The organism is Methylobacterium sp. GXF4 (genome assembly GCF_000272495.1).
GTDB classification, from domain to species: Bacteria; Pseudomonadota; Alphaproteobacteria; order Rhizobiales; family Beijerinckiaceae; genus Methylobacterium; species Methylobacterium brachiatum.
Window position 1 is genome coordinate 44,798 of sequence record NZ_AKFK01000052.1, and the last position, 23,349, is coordinate 68,146.

Annotated in this window: 23 protein-coding genes and 1 tRNA gene; 15 read left to right on the forward strand and 9 right to left on the reverse strand. The window is 68.6% G+C overall.

Annotated features, from left to right (window positions below; all coding sequences use genetic code 11):
• Positions 1–147: 147 nt before the first annotated feature.
• A complete protein-coding gene (locus WYO_RS09890; RefSeq protein WP_007561837.1) occupies positions 148–1,164 on the reverse strand; it encodes a glycosyltransferase family 2 protein in 1,017 nt (338 codons plus the stop codon).
• A 418-nt stretch (positions 1,165–1,582) separates the two neighbouring features.
• Positions 1,583–2,929: an NAD(P)-binding protein gene (locus WYO_RS09895; RefSeq protein WP_007561839.1), complete on the reverse strand. Its 1,347-nt coding sequence runs from the start codon at positions 2,927–2,929 to the stop codon at positions 1,583–1,585.
• Between the two features lie 653 nt (positions 2,930–3,582).
• Between WYO_RS09895 and WYO_RS30830 the strand changes: the two genes are divergently transcribed.
• The 3 genes from WYO_RS30830 to WYO_RS09910 all read left to right on the forward strand — a co-directional run bounded on the left by WYO_RS30830 (position 3,583) and on the right by WYO_RS09910 (position 5,900).
• Positions 3,583–3,816, forward strand: coding sequence for a hypothetical protein (locus tag WYO_RS30830; protein WP_007561841.1), 234 nt, complete (start codon positions 3,583–3,585; stop codon positions 3,814–3,816).
• Positions 3,817–3,851: 35 nt separating this feature from the next.
• Positions 3,852–5,309 (forward strand): L-seryl-tRNA(Sec) selenium transferase, encoded by a 1,458-nt coding sequence (gene selA, locus WYO_RS09905; protein WP_039902650.1) that lies wholly within the window; start codon positions 3,852–3,854, stop codon positions 5,307–5,309.
• 114 nt (positions 5,310–5,423) lie between these two features.
• Positions 5,424–5,900 carry a MarR family transcriptional regulator gene (locus WYO_RS09910; protein ID WP_007561845.1) on the forward strand — a complete coding sequence of 159 codons (477 nt, stop codon included), beginning with the start codon at positions 5,424–5,426 and terminating at the stop codon, positions 5,898–5,900.
• Between the two features lie 6 nt (positions 5,901–5,906).
• Here the strand turns inward: WYO_RS09910 and WYO_RS09915 are convergent, their stop codons facing one another.
• Together WYO_RS09915 and WYO_RS09920 are read right to left on the reverse strand one after the other, a co-directional pair.
• Positions 5,907–7,253, reverse strand: a complete 1,347-nt coding sequence (locus WYO_RS09915) for a pentapeptide repeat-containing protein (protein WP_007561847.1) — start codon at positions 7,251–7,253, stop codon at positions 5,907–5,909.
• A gap of 46 nt (positions 7,254–7,299) precedes the next feature.
• Entirely contained in the window at positions 7,300–9,609 is a 2,310-nt protein-coding gene (locus WYO_RS09920) for an FdhF/YdeP family oxidoreductase (protein WP_007561849.1), read from the reverse strand.
• Between the two features lie 156 nt (positions 9,610–9,765).
• Here WYO_RS09920 and WYO_RS29835 point away from each other — a divergent pair, with 156 nt between their 5' ends.
• On the forward strand, positions 9,766–9,939 hold the full coding sequence (locus WYO_RS29835; RefSeq protein ID WP_007561852.1) for a metallothionein: 174 nt from the start codon (positions 9,766–9,768) through the stop codon (positions 9,937–9,939).
• A gap of 66 nt (positions 9,940–10,005) precedes the next feature.
• Here WYO_RS29835 and WYO_RS09925 read toward each other — a convergent pair whose 3' ends face one another.
• Positions 10,006–10,293 carry an MTH1187 family thiamine-binding protein gene (locus WYO_RS09925; RefSeq protein ID WP_007561858.1) on the reverse strand — a complete coding sequence of 96 codons (288 nt, stop codon included), beginning with the start codon at positions 10,291–10,293 and terminating at the stop codon, positions 10,006–10,008.
• Between the two features lie 140 nt (positions 10,294–10,433).
• Positions 10,434–10,507, reverse strand: a tRNA-Gly gene (locus tag WYO_RS09930).
• 318 nt (positions 10,508–10,825) lie between these two features.
• Between WYO_RS09930 and WYO_RS09935 the strand changes: the two genes are divergently transcribed.
• Complete coding sequence (locus WYO_RS09935) at positions 10,826–12,511, forward strand: methyl-accepting chemotaxis protein (protein WP_007561860.1); 1,686 nt, start codon at positions 10,826–10,828, stop codon at positions 12,509–12,511.
• Positions 12,512–12,544: 33 nt separating this feature from the next.
• Here the strand turns inward: WYO_RS09935 and WYO_RS09940 are convergent, their stop codons facing one another.
• Entirely contained in the window at positions 12,545–13,387 is an 843-nt protein-coding gene (locus tag WYO_RS09940; RefSeq protein WP_007561862.1) for a 3-keto-5-aminohexanoate cleavage protein, read from the reverse strand.
• Between the two features lie 379 nt (positions 13,388–13,766).
• Between WYO_RS09940 and aroQ the strand changes: the two genes are divergently transcribed.
• The 3 genes from aroQ to pyrC all read left to right on the forward strand — a co-directional run bounded on the left by aroQ (position 13,767) and on the right by pyrC (position 16,153).
• Positions 13,767–14,219, forward strand: a complete 453-nt coding sequence (aroQ, locus tag WYO_RS09945; protein WP_007561864.1) for a type II 3-dehydroquinate dehydratase — start codon at positions 13,767–13,769, stop codon at positions 14,217–14,219.
• Between the two features lie 133 nt (positions 14,220–14,352).
• Positions 14,353–15,054 carry an orotate phosphoribosyltransferase gene (locus WYO_RS09950; protein WP_007561866.1) on the forward strand — a complete coding sequence of 234 codons (702 nt, stop codon included), beginning with the start codon at positions 14,353–14,355 and terminating at the stop codon, positions 15,052–15,054.
• Between the two features lie 13 nt (positions 15,055–15,067).
• Positions 15,068–16,153, forward strand: a complete 1,086-nt coding sequence (pyrC, locus tag WYO_RS09955) for a dihydroorotase (RefSeq protein WP_007561868.1) — start codon at positions 15,068–15,070, stop codon at positions 16,151–16,153.
• 91 nt (positions 16,154–16,244) lie between these two features.
• On the opposite strand, the gene WYO_RS09960 is transcribed toward pyrC, so the two are convergent.
• Together WYO_RS09960 and WYO_RS09965 are read right to left on the reverse strand one after the other, a co-directional pair.
• Entirely contained in the window at positions 16,245–16,598 is a 354-nt protein-coding gene (locus WYO_RS09960) for a type II toxin-antitoxin system PemK/MazF family toxin (RefSeq protein ID WP_007561870.1), read from the reverse strand.
• The gene (locus WYO_RS09965; RefSeq protein WP_007561872.1) at positions 16,595–16,819 is read right to left on the reverse strand and encodes an antitoxin MazE family protein; all 225 of its coding nucleotides are present in this window, start codon (positions 16,817–16,819) and stop codon (positions 16,595–16,597) included. Before WYO_RS09965 ends, WYO_RS09960 begins: the two co-directional genes overlap by 4 nt.
• A gap of 103 nt (positions 16,820–16,922) precedes the next feature.
• Between WYO_RS09965 and WYO_RS09970 the strand changes: the two genes are divergently transcribed.
• The 7 genes from WYO_RS09970 to WYO_RS09995 all read left to right on the forward strand — a co-directional run bounded on the left by WYO_RS09970 (position 16,923) and on the right by WYO_RS09995 (position 23,323).
• Entirely contained in the window at positions 16,923–18,368 is a 1,446-nt protein-coding gene (locus tag WYO_RS09970; RefSeq protein WP_007561874.1) for an amidase, read from the forward strand.
• A gap of 422 nt (positions 18,369–18,790) precedes the next feature.
• Entirely contained in the window at positions 18,791–20,566 is a 1,776-nt protein-coding gene (locus tag WYO_RS09975) for an acetolactate synthase 3 large subunit (RefSeq protein ID WP_007561876.1), read from the forward strand.
• A gap of 97 nt (positions 20,567–20,663) precedes the next feature.
• A complete protein-coding gene (ilvN, locus tag WYO_RS09980) occupies positions 20,664–21,206 on the forward strand; it encodes an acetolactate synthase small subunit (protein ID WP_007561879.1) in 543 nt (180 codons plus the stop codon).
• A gap of 53 nt (positions 21,207–21,259) precedes the next feature.
• The gene (locus WYO_RS09985) at positions 21,260–21,556 is read left to right on the forward strand and encodes a hypothetical protein (protein ID WP_007561881.1); all 297 of its coding nucleotides are present in this window, start codon (positions 21,260–21,262) and stop codon (positions 21,554–21,556) included.
• Positions 21,534–21,938: a type II toxin-antitoxin system PemK/MazF family toxin gene (locus WYO_RS29840; RefSeq protein ID WP_081496959.1), complete on the forward strand. Its 405-nt coding sequence runs from the start codon at positions 21,534–21,536 to the stop codon at positions 21,936–21,938. The genes WYO_RS09985 and WYO_RS29840 overlap by 23 nt, the downstream gene beginning before the upstream one ends.
• Positions 21,935–22,579 (forward strand): glutathione S-transferase N-terminal domain-containing protein, encoded by a 645-nt coding sequence (locus WYO_RS09990; protein ID WP_007561884.1) that lies wholly within the window; start codon positions 21,935–21,937, stop codon positions 22,577–22,579. The genes WYO_RS29840 and WYO_RS09990 overlap by 4 nt, the downstream gene beginning before the upstream one ends.
• A gap of 78 nt (positions 22,580–22,657) precedes the next feature.
• Positions 22,658–23,323 (forward strand): TetR/AcrR family transcriptional regulator C-terminal domain-containing protein, encoded by a 666-nt coding sequence (locus WYO_RS09995; protein WP_007561885.1) that lies wholly within the window; start codon positions 22,658–22,660, stop codon positions 23,321–23,323.
• The last annotated feature ends 26 nt before the right edge of the window (positions 23,324–23,349 follow it).

Here is a 23,349-nt window from a genome sequence, read left to right on the forward strand (position 1 = left end):
GGCCGCGTGACGCTCGGCGGTGCCGCGAGGCGCGACCCTAATCAACGCCGAAGATTAATACAAACCGTCCAGCGTTATTGGACTACGCATTGTCTGCGCTGTGCCTGGATATAGTACGCACAGGTTGAATTTTGGCCGGCCGAGCCTCTATTGCGAGGCGTTGGCGGCCCGCAGAAAGCGTCGCGCCGAGCGCTGCCCGACCGAGAATCGGAACGCGAGAAGCGCCTGTGCCTGGCGGAGCGGGGCCAGGAACATCGCCACGAAGAACAGCGCGGTCGCGACCTTCCACTTCAGCGGGCGCGGCTCCGTCAGGATGGCCCGAAGCAGGTCCAGGAAGCCGCGAGACCCGTATCGGGTTCCGCGGACCAGCGCGGCGGAAAAATCCATGAAGCGAAAGTAGTAGGTCCGCTCGGCCTCGATCAGAACCGCCTCCGGCCGCAACTGACCGACCAGCCGGCGCAGATGCGCCAACCGCAGCTCGAAGCGCCGGAGGTCGCGCTCGAACGTCTCGGCCCGCGGCGCACGCCCCAGCCCCGAATCGTTCTGCCCATGGACCCGGTACAGGCCGAGGGTCTCGGACAGGCTGACGACATCGCCCATGAACGGCGCAACGAGCAGGATCACGCCGTCCACCGCATTGTCGTACGCGCAGTGGTGCAGGACCTCGCAGACATCCCGCCGGAACACGTTCCCGGAGGTTGGCGGCGTCTGATAGACGCCCGAGCGCAGGATCTCGTCGACCACCTTGTCCTGGCTGCGGAAGGCCTCCAGGGCGGGGTAGCGCTCGGTGATGACCCGTCCGGTCGCGTCGATGCAGGTCAGGCAGAACTGGACCTTCGCGACATCGGGATCGAGGACCTGGAGGATGCGCACGAGCGCGCCGGGCGCCAATTCGTCGTCCGCATCCAGGAACAGGACGAACGGCGCGCGTGTCTGTCCGAGACCGTACAGACACGCCGACCGCTGCCCGCCATTGGCGATCCGGTATGCGCGCGCGCCCGTCTCCTGGATCACGTCCCACGACCGGTCCGTGGACCCGTCGTCGATCACCACGAGCTCGCAATCGGCCGTCTTCTGGTCGAGGACGCTCCGGATCGCCTTGCCCACGTAGGTCTCATAATTGAAACACGTGATGACGACGGCGATTCTCGGCTCTTTCTCCACGACTGACGCCTACTCCGCTTCGCGCTCACGCAGGTCAGGCCCGTTCGCGCCCGCCGCGAGCCGATCGCTTCACCGCTCGCGTTCGGAGCGGACGCCGTTTCAGCGCCAGACGGCGCCGCACCGGGCCTTCAAAGCCCCGCCCCACACGACGGAACCGGGTACGGATTTCACCCCGGTCTCTATCCTGCCCGGATGTCAAAATCCACTCGTCTACGTAGCCGATACAAGGGATGGATTGCTCGATCCACATGGGTCGGTCCGGTATCTCAGGCCCTCAATTCTTCGTGTCCCCAACCTTGATCTCATGGTTGCAAGCGTTGATGAGGCTGCAACCATGTCGATAGGTCCGGCGCGGCCCCTGTCCGTGCTGCCATGGCCGGCGAGGGCGTCAGCCTGCGCCCGCGGCGGGTTGCTGGTGTCAGGACACGTTCTGCGCCGGCCCGCGCCGCACCTGCGTCTCGGCGTTCTGCGTGGAGACGCGGGCGGTCGGCTGATAATCGAACCCGCCTTGCCGCCCGAAGGATTCGATCCCGAACGCGCGCAGCCGCGCGAGCGCCACCCCGACCCGCTCCTGCGCGCGGTTGATGTAGATGGGATAAGCGTTCGGCACGAAGCGGCTGCCCTCCAGTCTCAGGTCGCCGTCGAACAGATGATTGGCCGCCACGTGCGACCGGAAATCCCGCTCCGCGATTTCCAGGCTGTTCCCCGCCTGGGACGCGATGACCTCCACGCCGAAATACTCACGCCCCTCGGCCGTGCCGTAGAAATCTGAGTACATGGTCAGGCGCTTCCAGAACCCGCCATGCGAGAAATTGTACAGGACCGCGCAGTCGAAGCCCTTCTTGCCCGAGAAGCTGAAGAACAGGCTGATCAGGGTCACCGACGTGAGGTTCTCGTCGGCGCCCAGTCCGGAGATCTCGAGGGCGCGGTTGATCGGGATCGTCGACACGACCCGGTCCGCGGTCACGGCCCCCCCGGTCGTGTCGAGATGGAACGCTGACCCGGCCTTTCGGATCTGCGAGACGGTGCAGCCCAGCCGGAACTCGGTGCCCTGTCCGCGCAGTTTCGCGGCGGCGACCGCGTACAGATCATCGTAGCCCGATTTCGGCCGGGCGAGCTGTCGATTGGTCGGCGCCTCCGCCTTGCGGGGCCGCAGGTGCCGCAGCATCGCTCTCGGGGAGGAATGCTCCTTGATCCAGAGCATGCGCTTCTCGGCGAAATCGAGATCGACCTTCTCGGCGGCGATGCCGAAGAAGCGCATCATGTAGCTCTCGAGCCCGGACCGTCTCAGCAGGTAGTCGCCGATCCAGTACCGGGCGAAATCGCGCGCGTTCCGGATCTTCGGCCGGGAGATCCGCGAATACAGGACGGACAACCCGATCCGGGCACAGCCCCACAGGCCGGAGCGCAGGATGTCGTCCTTGATCGACAGCGGATAGCCGGCAACAGCGCCCTGCGGCGTCAGCTTCCCCCAGGTCGGGTCGATGGGCACATACAACGGCAGCATTTCAGGGAAATGCACCAGCAACGGCGAGTCGTCCTGAAATATGAAGCTGCCGATATCGAAGCTGTACGGACCGATGGCGCAATCGATGTGATTGCCGCCGTATTTTTCGAACTCGTCGAGCACGAGTATCCGGCGGTACCCCTGCTCGATCAGGACTGCAGCCGAGACCAGGCCGCTGATGCCGGCCCCGAGCACGACGGCCTCGTAATGTTCGCGCGATTCCGGGTTCTCGATCGTCGGGGCTGCCTGCTCAACCATGTCTCATCTCAACCCGGCGATCACGATCTCTGGTCTTCATCGCGCGACTGACGCGCGAATCAGCATGTTTCCGAACGGGATGTGGCGTCCGTCGGGATGTCTATTTGCCCCATCGCCGATATTTTCCATTACAAATTGTGATTCGCTGAGCACTCGTATCGCATCCGGGGCTGGTCGGTAAATCTGTGGGTCTAGGCGGGAACGATTTTATTTCCGCCGGCGGATACATGCGTTGCAAGGGTGAGGCCGCGCCGGATCCCCTCGCGGCATTGTCAGCCGAAGCGCGTCGCATTGCTCGGGCCCTGAATGCCACGCGACCTGCATCGGGGCCTCGCCGAGAAATACGGATACGGATCGCAGCCGAATTGGCTCGGCCTCGCCGGGACCCGAGTGCTGGAATGCAGAAGCTGCGGCGGCGATGCGCACTAACCTCGACGGAGCCCCCTGTAAGGCGCCTGAACATCCCGACGCTGCTGCGCGGCCTGTCGTCGCGGGTGCCCGAGTCCGAGATGCGAAAGAGCGGTCGAGCAAACTCGGATGCCGGGAGGCAGCCGAAGGTGGGAAAGCCGTGTCCCGTCAGTGTCATCCGGCCGCAGCTCGCACGCCCTGTCGCGCGCCCGGCTCAACCGCTCCGGATTTCTTCGGCGCCGTTGATGGCGTCGCCGATCGACCAGCCGAGCTGGACCTCAATCAGCCCCAGCGGAACCCTGGCCGAGGGTGTCGCTGACAACCACTCGGTGCCCGGCACGGCGATCCCGGTTCCGCCGGGACAGGCACCAGGCGGGTACGACTGGGATCGCCTCACGCAGAAGCGGTCGCTGGTCTCCACCCGCTCAAGCAACCTCCAGACCGATCCTGCGGGGATCGTGCGCGCCGGGCTGGGGTAGTCCTCGGCGCGGGCATCGTTATCTCTCAGCGGACCATGACATCCTCAGCGACAGCCCGCCCGACCCCCGAAGACGCCGCGCAGGGCCAACGCCGGATCCCGTCGGTGGAACGTCTCGTCGGCGGGGGCTCGGAGGAGGTCCTCGCCGCCTATGGGCGCACGGCTTTCACCGCGGCGGTGCGGGCCGTCCTCGCCGAGATCCGGGCGGAGGGCGGTACGGTGCCGGATGCGGCGGCGATTCGTGAGGCGGCGGCCCGGAACCTCGCTTCCGAGCGGCGCCCGTCCCTGCGGCCGGTGTTCAACCTCACCGGCACGGTGCTGCACACCAATCTCGGCCGGGCCCTCCTGCCGCGCTCGGCCGCCGAGGCGGTGGCCGCCGTGATGGTCCAGGCCAGCAACCTCGAATTCGATCTCGCCACCGGCGCACGGGGCGAACGCGACGACCATGTCGAGGGCCTGATCTGCCGCCTGACCGGGGCCGAGGCGGCGGTGGTCGTCAACAACAACGCCGCCGCGGTCCTGCTGGTGCTGAACGCCCTCGCCATGCGCAGGGAGGTGGTGGTCTCGCGCGGCGAGTTGGTGGAGATCGGCGGCTCGTTCCGGGTCCCCGATGTGATGGCCCGCGCCGGCTGCCGGCTGCGCGAGGTCGGCACCACCAACCGCACGCATCTGCGCGACTTCGCCGAGGCGCTCGGGCCGCGCACCGGCCTCGTCATGAAGGTGCATCCGAGCAATTACGCGATCACCGGCTTCACCGCCGAGGCGGATCCGATCGCGCTCCACGCGCTCTGCCGGGAGCACGGCGTGCCCCTGGCGGAGGATCTGGGCAGCGGCAGCCTGGTCGACCTTTCCGCCTACGGCCTGCCGCCCGAGCCCACCGTGCGGGCGGTCCTGGCGCGGGCGGACGTGGTGACCTTCAGCGGCGACAAGCTGCTCGGCGCCGTCCAGTGCGGGATCGTGGCCGGACGCAGGGACCTGATCGCCCGGGTGCGCAAGAACCCGCTCAAGCGGGCCCTGCGGGTGGACAAGATGACCTACGCGGCCCTGGAGGCGGTGCTGCGCCTCTATCTCCACCCCGAGCGGCTGACCGAGGAATTGCCGACCCTGCGCCTGCTGACCCGCCCGCGCGCGGCGATCGACGCGCAGGCCCGGGCCATCGCCCCCGCGGTCGCGGACCTTGTGTCCGGCTGGGCCACGGTGGCGGTCGGGGATTGCATCAGCCAGATCGGCTCCGGCGCCCTGCCGGTGGAGACCCTGCCGAGCGCCGCCCTGGTCCTGGCGCCGGAGGGCGAGGGCGGGCGCCGCGGCGCCGGGGGCCGCTGCAGGCGGCTGGCCAAGCGCCTGCGCGGATTGCCGGTACCGGTGATCGGCCGCATCAGCGCCGACACGCTGGTGCTCGACTTGCGTACGCTGGAGGACGAAGCCGGGTTTCTGGACAGCCTATCGAACTTGTCATCCCCAGGTGTCGCAACGCCGGACCGACGGGGTTGTTGAGAAAGGGCTGGTCAAGCAGGAGCTTGCGCGTGTGGCGAGCATGTTATGCTAGGATGACCAACCCGCGGTCGCGGTGCGAGACAGGCGGCACTCGGACCGCGATGGGCGAGACACATGTCGTATTCAGTGGACACGATCGAGACGGAGCAGGCGATGGATCCGCTGCTCCTCGATAACCAGCTTTGCTACGCACTCTACGCGGCCGCGCACCGGATGACGAAGTCTTACCGGCCGCTGCTGGAGCGGCTCGGCCTGACCTATCCGCAATATCTCGTCCTGCTGGTGCTGTGGGAGCAGGACGGCGTGACCGTCTCGGAGATCGGCCGGCGGCTGCGGCTCGATTCCGGCACGCTCACGCCGGTGCTCAAGCGCCTGGAAAGCGCGGGCTTCCTGGTCCGGACCCGGCGCCAATCCGACGAGCGCGAGGTCGAGATCGCGCTCACCCCGCAGGGCGCGGCCCTGCGGGCGGAGGCGGTCACGGTGCGCGAGAGCGTGATGTGCCAGCTGGAACTCAGCGAGCCGGAGATCCGGGCCCTGCGCAAGGATCTCGGGACCCTGATCGAGCGGCTGAGCGCGAACGGCAACGACTGACGGACCTCACCGCCGCAGGCGGTTGCCCAGGACGAAGCCGTAGAGCCCCATCAGGATGATCCCAACCGCGCCTTCCAGGCCGACCAGCAGGTTGGTGACCCGCCCGGTCGGCTTGAGGCCGATCTCCGGCGGGTTGGCGGTCATCATGTTGAGGGCGCTGTAGCTCATCAGGTCGATCGGGTTGTAGGTCGGCCCCGCCTCGGGCCCCTCCACCACGAACAGGCCGCCGGTGAGCCCGTAGAGGCCGGCGAAGACGAGGATCAGCAGCGCGAAGGCGCGGGCGATGCGCGACAGGCTCTCGCCGTAATCGCACAGCCATTCGACGAAGCGGTCGGCGGTCCAGCGGTAGCCGTGGCGCAGGATCCCGGCCCAGTCCCGCTCCGCCCAGGCGGCGCGCGCCTGGTGCCCGGCATGGAAGCGGCCCATCCGGCGGCCGCGCTTATACGCCCAGCTCGCCGCATCGTGGCTGCCGATGCTCTTCCAGTTCTGCTCCAGGGCGAGGTAGCTCGCCTGCGCCAGCTCATAGGCGCCGGTCACCTCCTCGCCCACGGCGCCGCCGAGCTGCTCGACGCTCATCCGGGTGCCGTTGAGCCAGGCGCCGGCGAAGCGGGCGTGCCGCAGCCGACAGGTGGCGAGGTTGAGCCGCACGAGATCGGTATCCGACAGGTCGGCGCCGGACAGGTCGGCGCCGTCGAGCTTCGCCCCGGTGAACTTGGCGCCGCGCAGGCGCGAGCCGGCCAGCGAGGCCTTGGTCAGGCTGGCGCCCTCGAAATCGGCATGGGTCAGGTTGGCGTCGGCGAGCTTGGCCTCGTCGAGCCGCGCATCCCGGAACACGGTGTCGTCTGCGTCGGCGCCGGAGAAATCCGCCCCCCAGAGGTCGGCCTCCGCGAAGCTCGCCCCGTCCAAGAGCGCCCCCGACAGATCCGCAAAGCGCATCGCCGCCTGGCCGAAGCGGGCATCCTCCAGCATGGCGGAGGCGAACTTGACCTGCCCCGCCACGATGCCGGTGAAATCCGCCCCCGACATGTCCGCCTCGGACAGGTCGGTCTCCTCGAGGATCGCCCCGACGAAGCGGGTCGAGCGCCCGACCGCCCCGGTGAGGCTCGCCCGGCGCAGGTTGGCCCCGGATAGGTCGGCCTCCTCTATGCGGGCGCGCGACAGGTCGGCTTCGGCGAGCGGCAGGCCGCCCGATTCCGCGTCGGCCGGCGCGGTCCCGCCGGCGGCGAGCGCGGTGCCGCTCGCATCGACATGCGCGAGGTCGAGACCCGGTTCGCGGACGGGCGTGCCGGCCGCGATCAGGTCCAGGAGCCCGCGCAGGCGCGGCTCCACGTCTCGGGGCGTGACCTGATCCATCCGGGCTCTTTGCCGGAGAGAGCGGCGCCGCGCCAGATCCCCCGGCTCAGGTCGCGGCCATCACCCGCACGGTGATCGCCTTGGCGGCGGGGGTCTTGGACTGCTCGTCATGGTGCCAGAGCGGCAGCAGGACGTTCAGCTCCGGGTAGTAGCCGCCGCAATTTCCCGGCGGGATGTCGTAGGCGATCACCCGCAGGCCGCCGACGCGCCGCGCGATCTGATCGCCGGCCACCGCCTCGACATCGACGGAGCCGCCATCCTTGAGCCCGAGCCGGGCGATGTCGGCCCGGTTCATGAACAGGATGTCCCGGGTGCCCTTCACGCCCCGGAAGCGGTCGTCGTAGCCGTAGACCGTGGTGTTGAACTGGTCGTTCGAGCGCAGCGTGATCAGGTCGAGCACGTCCGGGCCGCGCGCCGGCAGGTCGGGATCGGCCTCGAGCCCTTCCGGCACCGCGAAATTCGCCTTGCCGGTGTCGGTCTCCCATTTTCGGTCGCGGGCGCCGAGCGGCTTGGTGATCCCGCCGGGGCGGAACATCTGGCCGTTCAGGTCGTGGAACACCTTCGGGTAGGTCGCCTCGATCGCGTCGCGCACCCGGGCGTAATCGGCCACCCAGGCATCCCAGTCGATCCGCGGATTCGGGGGCACCGACGCCTTGGCGATCTCGGCCACGATCCAGGGCTCGGAGCGGACATCGGGGCCGACCGGATCGGACACGCCCCGGGAGCCGTGGAAGCGCGCGGTGGAATCCTCCATCGAGACCGCCTGCGGACCGCTGGCCTGCTGGTCGATCTCGATCCGGCCGAGGCAGGGCAGGATGTAGGCGACGGTCCCGTTGACCAGGTGCGAGCGGTTGAGCTTGGTCGAGATCTGCACGGTCAGGCGCTGCCGCCGCCAGGCCGGCTCCATGCGCCCGGTATCGGGAACCGCGCGCAGGAAGTTGCCGCCGAGGCTGACGAAGGCCCGGACGCTGCCGTCGAGGATGCCCTCGCAGGTCTCGACCGTGTTGAGCCCCTTCTCCCGCGGCGGCTCGAAATCGTAGAGCTCCTTCAGCTTGTCGAGGGGCACCAGCTCCGGCTTCTCGGAGATGCCCACCGTGCGCTGGCCCTGCACATTGGAATGGCCGCGCACCGGGCAGATCCCGGCGCCGGGCTTGCCGATATTGCCGCGCAGCAGCAGGAGGTTGACCAGCATCCGCACCGTCTCGGTGCCCTTGCGGTGCTGGGTCAGCCCCATCCCGTAGATGCCGATCACCGCCTTGGCCCGGGCGTAGGTGCCGGCCGCGGCTTCGAGGGCCGGGCGGGTGAGGCCGGAGCGCCGCTCGATCCCCGCCCAATCCTGGCTGTCGCAGAACGCCACGAAATCCTCGAATCCGTGCGTGTGCTCGGCGATGAAGGCGTGGTCGAGGATGGCGGGCCGACCGGACGCCGTCGCCTCCCGGTCCATGGCGATCAGGACCTTGCACAGGCCGGTGATCGCCGCGAGGTCGCCGCCGGCCTTCACCTGATGGTACTGGGTCGAGATCTTGGTGGCCGAGCGCGTCAGCATCTCCACCGGCGATTGCGGGTTGGTGAAGCGCTCGAGCCCGCGCTCGCGCAGCGGGTTGAAGGTGATGATCTGCGCCCCCCGGCGCCGCGCCTCCTGGAGCGGGTGGAGCATCCGGGGCGCGTTCGAGCCGACATTCTGGCCGAAGAAGAAGATCAGGTCGGTGGACTCGAAATCCTCCAGCAGGACCGTGCCGACCGGCGCGCCGATCGACTGCGGCAGCGCCACCGAGGTCGGCTCGTGGCACATGTTCGAGGAGTCCGGCAGGTTGTTGTTGCCGTAGAGGCGCGCCAGCAGCGCCCACATGTAGCTGGTCTCGAGGGACGCCCGGCCGGAGGCGTAGAACACCACCGATTTCGGATCCTCGGCGCGCAGCGCCTGCAATTCCCGCCCGATCTCCGCGAAGGCCTCACCCCAGGAGACCGGCCGGTACCGGTCGGTCTCGGGATCGTAGCGCATCGGATGCGTCAGGCGGCCCTGCTCCTCCAGCGCGTAGTCGCTCCAGCCGAGCAGCTCGGTGACGGTGTGGGCGGCGAAGAAGTCCGGGGTCGCCCGCCGGCGGGTCTGTTCCCAGGCGGTCGCCTTGGCGCCGTTCTCGCAATACTCGAAGGCCAGGGGCTTGGCCGGCTTCGCCCAGGCGCAGGACACGCACATGAACCCGTCCGGCTTGTTCTGCTTGAGCAGCATCGCCGAGCCGGTGACCGGAACGCCCTCGCGGGTCAGGATCTCGACCAGGGAGCGGGCCGAGCCCCAGCCGCCGGCCGGGCTGTCATAGGGTTCGATCCGCACGTCACCGGTGTTCTGCTCGCTCATGCCGTCCTCCTCCCGGGACGCGCGCGTCCGGACGGGGATGAACGCACGAAGGGGCGGGTCGGATCACGGGCGCGTCACCGCGGCGCCGATCCGCTTCCGCCCGGGGCGGCGCGGCGCTAGGCTGGGCCGGCGGACGAATCGTCTGAGGAGAAGATTATGGCCAGTGTCGACGTCGAGATGGTAAAGTGTGCCTGTCAGGACTGCGTGTGCGTGGTCCAATTGACCAAGGCTGTATCCCGGGACGGCAAGGCCTATTGCTGTGACGATTGCGCCGACGGTCACAAAGATCACGCCGGCTGCGAGCATGCCGGTTGCGCCTGCCACGGCTGAGCGGTTTCGGACTTGAAAGAACCGCGCGACGGTGTGCCCGCCGCGCGGTGCCCCGGGGGCGACCCGTCAGGAGACGGCCGCGAGCTTGTCGGCCATGGATTGCTCCTTGTCCCGCCGGGTCGAGAAGATCAGCGTGAAGAAGGTCCGCTCGACGCCCAGCTCGGCCAGCCGCGCCTCGCAGCGCTCGGCCAGGGCGCAGACCTCCGACAAGTCGGCCTCGATGTTGGTCCCGTTGGGATGCATCGTGGCGGTCAGGCCGCTCGCCTCGATGATCGCCTTGATCTCGCGCACATAGGGCGAGACCGACGGCCCGACGCCCATCGGCACGATGCACAGGTCGGCGGATACCTTCATGGTGATGCTTCCCGAGGGGCCCGAACGCGGCGCATGGCCGCCGACGAAAGGGCGGAGGGCTGAAACCGGATGGGTGGGGGCCTGACCGGGCGGGCCGTGCGGCGATGCCGGGGCTCTGTCATCCCGTCATGGGGCGGGCGTGGAGCGGGTGAAGGGAATCGAACCCTCGTATTCAGCTTGGAAGGCTGCTGCTCTACCATTGAGCTACACCCGCGCGGGCGGATCGTTAGCACGCCGCCCGGCGCGTGAGAAGGTGGGAGTTGGGGGCGGGGCCGCTCGAAACGGGGCTGGCCGGGGCCGGCTTCGGCCCGGCCCGCTGTGGGAATAGCGGCGGCCCTGGACTTGATTCGGCGATGCGCAAAGCTGCCATCCCGGCACGCCGGCAATCCTGCGGTTCCGATATCAATGATGGCCGACGCTATAAGTCGTCGCCGGCTAAGAATTGTCGGAGCTTAAGGATATATTTTATCTGCAACGATAAAGCATTGTCCGCGCGCATGGAGCGCAGAGACTGCCGCGACCTGGAAGAATAATGCTCGAGTCCGTGTCCATCAAAGGCAAGCTGATCGCTTGTTTCGCGATCATGCTCGCCTTGATCGGCGGCCTGGCGGCCCTGTCCTACCACCAGATCGAAACGATCAATCACGTCGCCACCGACCTGCGCGCCCTGCGTCTCCCGGCGACGCAGGCGCTCGGCGGCATCCAGACCATGACGCTGCGCATCCGGGTCAACGGCAACCGTCTCCTCCTCGCCAAGACACCGCAGCAGCGTGCGGACGCGATGACGTCGATCGACCAGCGGATGGCCGAATTGCAGGGCTACAAGGCGCGCTACACGAGCTTGATGGAAACCGAGGCCAAACGGGCCTTGTTTCGGACCTTCGAGCAGCAATGGGCGGCGTATCTGAACGAGCAGGCGGAGACTTTCGCCAAGGCCGATGCCGGTGACGCCGCCGGCGCGCAGGAGCAGTACAACACGACCATGTCCGACTCGATCCGGGGCATCGTCGCGACCTTGAAATCCCTGGCGGACCTCGAGAACGCAGCCGCCGAGTCGAGCGGCGCGCAGGCGCAGGCCGCCTACGATCAGGCCCGGCAGCAGATGATGCTCTTCCTGGCGGTCGCCGCGATCCTGGCGATCGGGGCGGTCGTGATGCTGGTCCTGGAGATCAGCCGCCCGCTCGGACGCATGACCGCCGCCATGCATCAGCTCGCGTCCGGCGACACGGAGACGGCCATCCCCGCCTTCGGCCGGCGCGACGAGGTCGGCGCGATGGCCGGCGCTGTCCAGATCTTCAAGGAGAGCATGATCCGCGCCCGCAGCCTCGAACAGGAGACTGCGCAGGCCCGATTGGCCGCGGAGGAGCAGCGCAAGCTCGGCATGCGCGAGATGGCCGACAGCTTCGAGGCCGCAATCGGCGGCATCATCGGCCAGGTCTCGGCCTCGGCCTCCGAGCTCCAGGCCACCGCGCAGACGATGACCGTCACGGCCACCCGGACCGCCAGCCGATCGACGACGGTGGCGGTCGCGGCCGAGGCGGCGGCGGTCAACGTCAACACCGTGGCGGCCGCAGCCGAGGAGCTCGGCTCCTCGGTCCAGGAGATCGGCCGGCAGGTCGACGGCTCGGCGCAGCTCGCCCGGCTGGCGGTGTCGGAGACCGACCAGACCGGCGCGCTGGTCGAGGAGCTGAGCACGGTGGTTTCGCGGATCGGCGACGTGGTCGGGCTGATCTCGAACATCGCCGGGCAGACCAACCTGCTGGCGCTCAACGCGACCATCGAGGCGGCCCGCGCGGGCGCGGCCGGCAAGGGCTTTGCGGTGGTGGCGTCCGAGGTGAAGGCGCTCGCCGAGCAGACCGCGAAGGCCACGCAGGACATCTCGGGGCAGATCACGCAGGTCCGGGGCACGACCGGTCAGGCGGTGACGGCGATCGGCGGCATCACGGCGCGGATCCAGGAGATCAGCGGCGTGGCGACCTCGATCGCGTCGGCCGTGGAGCAGCAGGGCGCGGCGACGCAGGAGATCGTGCGCAATGTCGGGCAGGCCGCGACCGGCACCGCCGAGGTGACCACGAACATCGCCGGCGTGGCCGGGGCGGCCGACGAGACCGGGGCGGCGGCCTCCCAGGTGCTGAGCGCCGCCTCTGCCCTGTCGCGCCAGTCCGAGCACCTCGCGGTCGAGGTCCGGCACTTCCTGGAGACCGTCCGGGCCGCGTGAGGATGCGGCCCCCGCTGGCCTCCGGCGGCCCGGTCAGGCCAGGCCCAGAGCGGCCCGCGCCTCGGCCGGGTTCGCCACCCGGCGGCCGTGGCGGCGCACCGCCTCGGCCGCGAGGGTGACCAGCTCGGCATTGCTCGCCGCCAGCCTGTCCTTGGTCACCCGGATGTTGTCCTCCAGCCCGGTGCGGACCGCGTCGGCGCCGCGGGCGAGCGCCCACTCCATCACGACCGCCTGGTTGCGGCCGATCCCGGCGGCGGTCCAGGTCGCCCCGGGCAGGATCCGCCGCGTCTCGGCGAGCAGGATGTCGAGCAGATGCTCCTCGGCCGGCATCGCGTTCTGGACGCCCATCACGAACTGCACGTGCGGGCGCGCATCGATGAGGCCCGCCTCGACCAGCCGCTTGGCGCCATGCAGGTGCGACAGGTCGAAGATCTCGATCTCCGGCCGGATCCCGAACTGCTTCATCTGGCCGGCGAGGTCGGTGACCAGGCTGGCGCTGTTCTCGTACACGATGGTCGGAAAGTTCACCGAGCCGGTGGACAGCGAGGCCATGTCCGGCCGGTGCTTGAGCGAGAGGCCCCGGGCGGCCGGATCGCGCCCGCGGCCGCCGGTGGAGAATTGCACGATCATCCCGGGGCAGTGCTTGCGCAGCCCCTCCTGCACGGCGGCGAACTTGTCGGGATCGGAGGAGGGCGACTCGTCGTCGTTGCGCACGTGGATATGGGCCAGCGTCGCGCCGGCCTCGAAGGCCTGCCGCGTCGACTCGATCTGCTCGGCCACGGTGACCGGCACGGCCGGGTTGTCCGTCTTGCGCGGCACCGAGCCGGTGATCGCCACCGCGATCACCACGGGCGCGTCGCTTGGGGATCCTGCCATCGCGTCTTCTCCCTGATCGTTCGTCTGCTTCGCGTGCGGGATAGCCCCGCCCGCGGGGAAACTGAACCGCTCCGGCGCGCCGGGCGGCCTTCGGCACGGGACATCTCGAGGCCGGTGACAGGGCGAATGCAGAGGCGTGTTTGACGCTCACCCAACGCACGGCCACAACGGGGCGAACCAACCCGCGCCCTCATCCTGAGGTGCCGCAGCGTAGCGGAGGCCTCGAAGGAGGCCTCCAGCCTGCCGCGCGATCCCTGGAGGGCTCCTTCGAGGCTCGCTTCGCGAGCACCTCAGGATGAGGGTTTGGGTGGGAGCAGGCGAGCGAAGGTCTCGGCGCATCGAGGCTCGAGGCCGGCCGCACGGGGCGGCGGGGAACGCGATGAACGACACGATCCTGGTCCTCAACGGACCGAACCTGAACCTGCTCGGCAAGCGGCAGCCGGAGATCTACGGGCGCGAGACCCTGGCCGATGTCGAGGCCCTGTGCCGAGAGACCGCCGCCGGCTTCGGGCTCGCTGTGGATTTCCGCCAGAGCAATGCCGAGCACGCGCTGATCGACGCGATCCACGATTTCCGGGTCGGGTCCGCCGGCATCGTGATCAATGCCGGGGCCTATACCCACACCTCGGTGGCGATCCTCGACGCGCTCAACACCTGCGAGGTGCCGGTGATCGAGTGCCACATCTCGAACGTCCACCGGCGCGAGGCCTTCCGGCACCATTCCTACATCTCGCTCGCCGCGACCGCGGTGCTGGCGGGCTTCGGAACGCACGGCTACGCGCTCGCGATCCGGCATCTGGCGCAGCTGCGAGCCAGGGCCGGCGCGGCTTGAGCGGCGGATAGCGGCCGCTTCAGGGTTGACGCTGGCAGAGACAGGGCGGAGGAGACCGGTCAGGCCTTCCCTATCCTCGCGCTCTTCAACCGGTCCCCGGCGGAGAGTGCCCCCAGCGGAGCGCGCACGCCGCATGACCACGTCCTTCCTGCCCATCGACCGGACGCTGATCGCCCGCGAGGCGGCCAAGATGTTCCTCGAGATCCAGGCCGTCCATTTCTACAAGGACGAGCCGTTCAAGTTCACCTCGGGCTGGGCCAGCCCGGTCTATATCGATTGCCGCAAGATCATCTCGTTCCCGCGCCTGCGCGCGACGCTGATGGATTTCGCGACCGCCACGATCGTGCGCGAGATCGGCTACGAGTCGCTCACCCATATCGCGGGCGGCGAGACCGCCGGCATCCCGTTCGCCGCCTGGATCGCCGACCGGCTGATGCTGCCGATGCAGTATGTGCGCAAGAAGCCGAAGGGTTTCGGCCGCAACGCCCAGATCGAGGGCGAGGTGGTCGAGGGCGCCCGGACCCTGCTGGTCGAGGATCTCGCCACCGACGGGCGCAGCAAGGTCAATTTCTGCCAGGCCCTGCGCGATGCCGGCGCCCAGGTCGATCACTGCTTCGTGCTGTTCTACTACGACATCTTCCCCGGCAGCGCCGCGCTGATGCAGGAGACCGGGATCAAGCTGCACTACCTCACGACCTGGTGGGACGTGCTGGCGGTCGCCAAGGAGATGGGCACCTTCGATCCGAAGACGCTGGCCGAGGTCGAGAGCTTCCTCAACGGGCCGGCGGAATGGTCGGCGGCCCATGGCGGCATCTCCTCCTTCGGTCAGGGCTGAGGAGCCGCAAGCGATGAGCGTCGCCGACCTGTTCCCCGCCGCGCAGCCGCCGGCCGCGACGTCCGCCGACCGGATCACCCTCCGCCGGCCGGACGACTGGCACATCCACCTGCGCGACGGCGCGATGCTGAAGGCGGTGCTGCCCTACACGGCCGCGCAGTTCGCCCGGGGCATCATCATGCCGAACCTGGTCCCGCCGGTGACCACGGTGGCGGCCGCGCGCGCCTATCGCGAGCGGATCCTGGCGGCCCTGCCCGAGGGGCTCGACTTCACCCCGCTGATGACCTGCTACCTGCGGGACGACACCGACCCGGACGAGATCGAGCGCGGCTTTGCCGAGAAGGTCTGGATCGCGGCCAAGCTCTACCCGGCCGGCGCGACCACGAACTCCCATGCCGGCGTCACCGACCTGATCGGGCTCGCACCCGTCCTGGAGCGGATGGAGCGGATCGGCATGCCGCTCCTGATCCACGGCGAGGCCACCGACCCGGAGATCGACATCTTCGACCGCGAGGCCGCCTTCATGGAGGGCAGCCTGATCCCGCTGCTCGCCCGGCACCAGGGCCTGAAGGTCACGGTCGAGCACGCCACCACGGCCGAGATCCTCGATGTGGTGCGGGCCAACCGGACCCGCGTGGCGGCGACGATCACGCCCCACCACCTCGTCATCAACCGCACCCACATCTTCCAGGGCGGCCTGCGCCCGCATCTCTACTGCCTGCCCGTGGCCAAGCGCGAGCGCCACCGCCTGGCCCTGCGGGCGGCCGCGACCTCGGGCGAGGCCTGCTTCTTCCTCGGCACCGACACCGCCCCGCATGTCCGCGGCGCCAAGGAGGCGTCCTGCGGCTGCGCCGGCGTGTTCTGCGGCCCGACCGCCCTGCAGACCTACGTGCAGGTGTTCGACGAGGAAGGCGCGCTCGACCGGTTCGAGGCCTTCGCGTCGCTGAACGGCGCGCGCTTCCACGGGTTGGAGCCCAACGCGGCGACCGTCACCCTCGAGCGCCGCGAGAGCCGCGTGATCGAGGCGGTGACCGTCGAAGACACCGCCGTGGTGGTGTTCCGGGGGGATGAGACGCTGCCCTGGGCGGTGGTCGCGTAGGCGCGGGAACGGGCCGCGTTCACGACGCGACCTCGCATCGGGGCTCTCGCGGTGACCGGTGTCGAACACGAGGCTATGGCGTTGACCGCCCTCAGGGCAATCGGCTCTGTTTCGGAGACGCGGCCAGGCCGAGAAAGACGAGGATCGCTCGGTTGAGCCGCAGCATGTCCTCGTCGTCGAGGCGCCCGATCAGGCCGCCCATCTTGCTTTTCGGGACGGTCGTAATCTTGTCGACCATCAGGCGTGAAGGCGTGCGCAACCCGTTTCGCTCGGACGGCAGGATCGGAATCCGGAAGAGTGGCGCCTCCTGCTCGTTCGACGTGAAGGCGCAGATCGTGATGGAATCCGTCGCGTCGAAGCTATCGTCTTGGAGGATGACGGTCGGGCGCGGTTTTCCGGCATAGGTCCTTCCGCCGGAAACGGTCCAGATTTCCCCGCGTCTCATTCCTCATCCAGGGCGGACACGGCATCGATGAAGGCCTGATCCTCGGCCTCGCCCGCCGTGTTGGCGACAGCGAGCGATTGGCGGTGCGCCTCGGCCTTGAACGCAGCTGTCCTGACGTCGGGAACCCAGATCTGAATGGGTCTCAGACCCTGGGCACGGAAGCGCGCACGATAATTGCGAACCTTCAGGCGCAGTGATGGAGAGTTTGGCAGACTCGGCATGAATCGCACGCTCCGCTCGGGTGACATGTAACCTACGCGCAGACAGACGATTTTCCAACGCGCAGACTTTCTATAAGCCGACTACCAATCTGGAGACCCGACCATGCAGGATGAGCGACAGGACGGCATCACGGCGCTCGGCGCCGTCGATCTCGCGGCCGCCATCCGCGGCCGGATCGTTTCCTGCGTGGATGTCATGCGCGCCTATCTGGAGCGGATCCACCGGCTCAATCCGCAGGTCAACGCCATCGTCGGGCTTCAGGACGATGCGGCGCTCCTGCAGGAGGCGGAGGCGCGGGATGCCGCGCTCGCCCGCGGCGAGGCTGTTGGGCCGCTGCACGGGTTTCCGCTCGCCGTGAAGGATCTCGATGCGGTGCGGGGGCTGCCGTTCACGCAAGGGTCGCCGATCTTCGCCGACCGGATCGCGCAAAATGACACGATCATGGTCGCCCGGCTGCGCGCGGCCGGGGCGGTCTTTATCGGCAAGACCAACATCCCCGAATTCGGGCTCGGCTCGCACAGCTTCAATCCGGTCTACGGCGCCACCGGAAACGCCTACGATCCGGAGAAGAGTGCGGGCGGGTCGAGCGGCGGCGCCGCGGTGGCGGTCGCCCTGAAGCTGCAGCCGGTGGCCGATGGCAGCGATTTCGGCGGTTCCCTGCGCAACCCGCCGGCCTTCAACAATTGCTACGGCCTGCGCCCGAGCTGGGGGCGGATCCCGGTCGAGACCAAGGACGTGTTCACCCCCGGCCTGTCCGTGCTCGGCGCCGTCGGGCGCAGCCCGGCCGATATCGGCCTGATGCTGTCGGTGCAGGCGGGCTACGATCCGCGCTGCCCGAACACGATCCGCCAGGACCCCTCGGCCTTCGCGAGCCCGCTGGCCCGGGATTTCCGCGGGACGCGGATCGCCTGGCTCGGGGATTTCGACGGGCAGATCCCGTTCGATCCCGGCGTGCTCGACCTCGGCCGCGCCGCGCTGGCGACCTTCACGGAGATTGGCTGCGTGGTCGAGGAGGCCGCGCCCCGGTTCGACATGGAGCAGCTCTGGCGCGACTTCATTACCCTGCGGGCCCTGATGGTCGCGCCGGTGCTCCGGCCGCTCTACGACGTGCCCGCCCACCGGGCGCAGATGAAGCCCGAGGCGATCTGGGAGGCCGAGCGCGGTCTCGAACTCACGATCGACCGGCTCACCGCCGCCCTGGAGGGGCGCACCCGCTGGTACGAGACCGTGCGCCGGTTCATGGAGCGCTACGATTTCCTGGTCATGCCGAGCGCGCAGGTCTTCCCCTTCGACAAGAACCTGCGCTGGCCCCGCGAGGTCGGCGGCCGGCCGATGGACACCTACCACCGGTGGATGCAGACCGTGGTCCCGGTGACCATGTCCGGCCTGCCGGCCCTCGATATCCCGGCGGGCTTCGGCGAGGCCGGGCTGCCGACCGGTATCCAGATCGTTGCCCGCAATCACGGCGAACTCGCCTGCCTCCAGCTCGGCGCGGCCTACGACGCGGCGAGCAACTGGGTCCGCCGCTGCCCGCCGCCCCTGCACTGAGCGCGCGTCCGATCCTCGGCTTTCGCGTTGACCGGTTCCCGGGTCTCCGGTATGAGGCCCAACACTTCACGTGCGACTGGACTGAATCCGATCCTGGATTTGTCGATCGCCGCGAGGCAGGCTCGGATATCCGATGAACGCGGTTCTTATTGTAGCGGAAGCGTCACCGACGGGGCGGCCCTAATTCAGGGCTGCAATCCGAGCGGTGGCGCATGCAGGGTCCCTCGGGGCCCTTTTTTATTGCCCGCTGCCCGGTGATGCATCACGGCCAACGAGATCCAGGCGTTCGAGATACCGACGAACACAGTGCTTTCGGGCGAGGCGGATGCCGCCTCGCGTGACGAAGGTGCAGGACGAAAGGAACCGGTCCGTCCGGCGGCGCACGACCGCCGCTGACGATCCGGGGAGCGGAGGAGGAGAGCATGGGCGGCGAGGTCATGACCGGGGCCGAGATGGTCATCCGGGCATTCCGGGATCAGGGCGTGGACACGCTGTTCGGTTATCCGGGCGGTGCCGTACTTCCGATCTACGACGCTCTGTTCCACCAGGACGCGGTGAAGCACGTGCTCGTCCGGCATGAGCAGGGCGCCGTCCACGCGGCCGAGGGCTATGCGCGCTCGTCCGGCAAGGTCGGCTGCGTGCTGGTCACGTCGGGCCCCGGCGCCACCAACATCGTCACCGGCCTGACCGACGCGCTGCTCGACTCGATCCCGCTCGTCTGCATCACCGGGCAGGTTCCGACGCATCTCATCGGCACCGACGCGTTCCAGGAATGCGACACGGTCGGCATCACGCGCCACTGCACGAAGCACAATTACCTGGTCAAATCGATCGAGGATCTGCCGCGGATCCTGCACGAGGCGTTCTACGTCGCCGCCAATGGCCGGCCCGGCCCGGTCGTGGTCGACCTGCCCAAGGACATCCAGTTCGCCTCCGGCCTCTACGAGCGCCCGGAGATCTCGAGCCACAAGACCTACCGCCCAGCGGTCAAGGGCGACGGCGACCGGATCCGCGCGGCGGTGGAGCTGATGGCGACCGCGCGTCGTCCCGTCTTCTACACCGGCGGCGGCGTGATCAATTCGGGTCCGGAGGCCTCCCGGCTCCTGCGCGAGCTCGTCGCCGAGACCGGCTTCCCGGTCACCTCGACCCTGATGGGGCTCGGCGCCTATCCGGGCACGGACCCGAAGTTCCTGGGCATGCTCGGCATGCACGGGACCTACGAGGCCAACCTCGCGATGCACGAGTGCGACGTGATGATCTGCGTCGGCGCCCGGTTCGACGACCGGATCACCGGCCGGCTCGACGCGTTCTCGCCGTTCTCGAAGAAGATCCACATCGACGTCGACGCCTCCTCGATCAACAAGGTGGTCAAGGTCGATGTCGGGATCGTGGGCGATTGCGCCTCGGTGCTGGCCGACATGCTGGAGGCCTGGCGTGCCCTGCCGTCGCGGCCCGAGACATCCAACCTCGATCCGTGGTTCCAGAAGATCGGCGCCTGGAAGGCCCGCGACTGCCTCGCCTACTGGCCGTCGGGGACGATCATCAAGCCGCAATACGCCGTGCAGCGCCTCTACGAGGCCTGCAAGGACCGCGAGACCTACATCACCACGGAGGTCGGCCAGCATCAGATGTGGGCGGCCCAGTACTTCAAGTACGACGAGCCGAACCGCTGGATGACGTCGGGCGGCCTCGGCACGATGGGCTACGGCCTGCCGGCGGCGATCGGCACCCAGCTCGCCCACCCGAAGGGGCTGGTGATCGACATCGCCGGCGAGGCCTCGATCCTGATGAACATGCAGGAGCTCTCGACGGCGGTTCAGTACCGGCTGCCGGTCAAGGTGTTCATCCTGAACAACGAGTACATGGGCATGGTCCGGCAGTGGCAGGAGCTGCTGCACGGCTCGCGCTACTCCCAGAGCTACTCCGAGAGCCTGCCGGACTTCGTCAAGCTGGCGGAGGCCTACGGCGCCAAGGGCATGCGCTGCGAGAAGCCGGGCGACCTCGATGGCGCCATCGCGGAGATGCTGGCCTATGACGGGCCGGTCCTGTTCGACTGCATCGTCGACAAGACCGAGAACTGCTTCCCGATGATCCCCTCAGGCAAGGCGCATAACGAGATGCTCCTGTCCGATTACCTCGGCGAGACCGGCGTCGAGCTCGGCGACGTGATCTCCGAGGAAGGCAAGATGCTGGTGTGACGGGTTTGGCGGCGGCCCTTTTCGGGGTCGCCGCCTGCCGTATGGGCGGCGTGCGGACGCCGATGAGCACGGACTGGACGACGAGGACGAAGCCGGCATGAACGCGATGAACACCCACTATCCCGACGCCGTGCGCGTCGAGCCGGTGAACCGGCACACGCTCGCCGTGATCGTCGACAACGAGCCCGGCGTGCTCGCCCGCATCTCCGGCATGTTCTCCGGCCGCGGCTACAACATCGAGAGCCTGACCGTCTCCGAGACCGAGGAGGCGCGCCACATCTCGCGGATCACCATCGTGACCGCCGGCACCAACGCCGTGATCGAGCAGATCAAGGCGCAGCTCGACCGGCTCGTGCCGGTCCACCGGGTCGTGGACCTGACCCTCCAGGGCAACGCGCTGGAGCGCGAGATCTGCCTCGTGAAGGTCAAGGGCGAGGGCGAGCACCGCAGCGAGGCGCTGCGGCTCGCGGCCGCCTTCGGCGCCAAGACGCTGGACGCCACGCTCAATTCCTTCGTGTTCGAACTCACCGGCGCCACCGAGGAGATCGACCGGTTCGTGCGGCTGATGAGCGTGATCGGCCTGGTAGAGATCTGCCGCACCGGCATCAGCGCCATGGGGCGTGGGTCGGAGCCGCTGTAGGAAGCGCCGGCCCGGATCTGCTATGTTCCGTCGTCCTCGCGGGAGGCGGAGCGATGGAAGCCAAGGTCATACGCTGGGGTGAAGATCTCGCCGTGCGGCTGAGCAGCGCGGAAGCCGAGGAACTCGGCATCCGCGAGGGCGAGACCGTCGAGATTGTGTCGAAGACCCCGCCACCGGCGGAGCCCCGGCAATGGCACGGTCGCCGTTATGTCGACGGCCTGCCTGTCTATACGATGGGAGAGATGATCGCCGAGGCACGGCGCTTGGGACCTGAGGCGGAGCCCGAGACTGTCGATTGGGGCCCCGACCGCGGTTCCGAGATCATCGATGACGCCAACGACCCGTACTGATTGGCAACCGCATCCGGGCGAATTGCTTCTGATCGATCTGGAACCGGTCCGCGGCACGGAGCAGAACGGCATACGGCCGGCACTCGTCGTCTCGGATCCGGACATGAATCATCTGACGCGCCGGGTCATCATCTGCCCGATCACGCGCAATCCGCACCCGTGGCCGACGAAGGTGTTCCTGCCTGCTGGCCTCGCTGTAAAGGGAGCCGTGCTGGTCGACCAAGTCCGATCGATCGACCGGGCTGATCGGATCCTGAGGAGCCTCGGGTCGGCACCGGACGAAGTCGTCGCCGAAGTGCGCGGCAAGCTGCGAACGCTTCTCGGGCTGACCTTCGTTAGGTCAGATGATCTTTCTTCAGCATCAACGGTAAAACCCGAATGACAACCCGCACCCTCTACTACGCCCCCGGCGCCTGCTCGCTGGCCGCCCACATCATCCTGGAGGAATCCGGGCTGCCGTTCGAGGGCGTCAAGCTGAACCTCGCGGCGGGGGACCAGCGCGCTCCGGAATACCTCGCGATCAACGAGCGCGGCCGGGTGCCGGCCCTGGTCGAGGACGGCTGGGTGCTGACCGAATGCGCCGCGATCCTGCGTCACGTCGCCCGCTCCGTACCCGAGAAGGGCTTTTGGCCGACCGACCTGCGCGAGCAGGCCCGGGCCGACGAGTGGCTCGGCTGGCTCGCCGCCAACCACCATGTCGCCTACGCGCATGTCCGCCGGCCGGAGCGCTACACCGCCGACGAGGAGGCGTTTCCCGGCATCCGCGACAAGGCCGCCGATACCTACGGCGATCTCTGCACCATGACCGAGGTCCACCTCTCGAATGGCGGCTGGGCCGTGGGGGACCGGTACGGCGTGGTCGACGCCTACCTGATGGTCTTCTGGGTCTGGGCCTCCGGCGCGTCGCTCCGGTTCGACATGCCCGCGCGCTTCCCGGCCTGGCACGCCCATGCCCGCAGGGTCGCCGAGCGGCCGGCGGTGCGGGCGGTGTTCGCCCGCGAAGGGCTGGCCCTGCCGGCCTGAATCCGGCCCCGCCGGGCCCCTTGCGGCGCCCGGCGAATCGCTCTATCGAGCGTACCGTACGGTACGGTACTGGAAACGATGCGGTCGAGCCTCGCAGAGCGGCAGGAGACGGTGGAGGCGGGCGCCAAGGCGCCGGCGACCCCGTCCGTGCGCCAGCAGGCGGTGCTCGACGCCGTGCTCGCCCTCATGGTCGAGGACGGGGACCAGCTCACCATGGACGCCGTGGCGCGCCGGGCGAGCTGCTCCAAGGAGACCTTGTACAAGTGGTTCGGCGACCGCGACGGGCTGCTCACCGCGACGGTGCGGTGGCAGGCATCCCGGGTCCATGCCGGAGGCGCGGCCGTGCAGGCCCTCGACGGGGCGACCCTGCGGGAGCATCTTCAGGACTTCGCGGTCTCGTGGCTGACGGTGATCACCAGCCGCACCTCGGTGGCGCTGAACCGGATCGCCGTGGCCCATGCCGGCTCGCGCAAGAGCAATCTCGGCGGCATCGTGCTGGCGAACGGCCGCTTCGCCATCGGCGAGCGGGTGAAGCCGGTGCTGGAGGCCGGGCGCGATGCCGGGCTGCTCGCCTTCGCGGACAGCGAGGCGGCGTTCCGGACCTTCTTCGGCCTCGTCGGCCGCGATATTCAGATCCGATTACTGCTCGGCGAGGCGCTCGACCTCGGCGAGGATGAGATCCGGCGCGACGCGGACCGCGCCGTGGAGCAGTTCCTGGCCCTGTACGGCCGGGCGAAGGCCTAACCCAACCCGAAACCAACACCGAAGAG